The sequence below is a fragment of the Streptomyces sp. WM6386 genome, assembly GCF_000972385.1.
Lineage (GTDB): Bacteria > Actinomycetota > Actinomycetes > Streptomycetales > Streptomycetaceae > Streptomyces.
Genome location: NZ_JXTE01000411.1, coordinates 1 through 544, shown reverse-complemented (window position 1 = coordinate 544; position 544 = coordinate 1). Strand labels below are relative to the sequence as shown.

Below are 544 nucleotides of genomic sequence, written 5' to 3'. Positions count from 1 at the left end.
GCCGCGGTCGCCTGGCAGTTCTCCGCCCGCGACCACGCGGTCCGAGAAGCCCGGGAGCACACGGCACTGCGGATCATCTCGGTCTCCTTCTTCGTGCTCGCCGTATACGTGACAATCGACGCCGTCCGCGCGCTGACCGGCACCGGCGAGACAGAGCGTTCCCTGCCGGGCATCGCACTCGCCGCCCTGTCGCTGGCGGTCATGCCGTTCCTGTCCGCCGCCCAGCGCCGCGCCGGACGCGAGCTCGGCTCTGCCAGCGCGGTCGCCGACTCCAAGCAGACGCTCCTGTGCACATACCTGTCCGCCGTCCTCCTGGTCGGCCTGGTCCTCAACGCCACCCTCGGCTGGTCCTGGGCTGACCCGATCGCGGCCCTGGTCATCGCCGCCATCGCGGTCAAGGAAGGCCGCGACGCATGGCAGGGCAAGGGCTGCTGCGCCACCCCGGCCGCCGCGCCCCCAGCGTCCTTCGCCGGTATCGAAGGGGACGCGTGCGGTTGCCGCCCCGGCTGCGACTGCTGCAACTGACCGCAAGCCCGCCGAACGC

The 544-nt window shown here is 72.2% G+C and carries 1 protein-coding gene; it reads left to right on the top strand.

The genetic code is table 11. The features are described from left to right. On the top strand, positions 1 to 525 hold a 525-nt coding region (locus TN53_RS41990), incomplete at its 5' end, for a cation transporter (RefSeq protein ID WP_046264167.1). Positions 526 to 544: the final 19 nt, after the last annotated feature.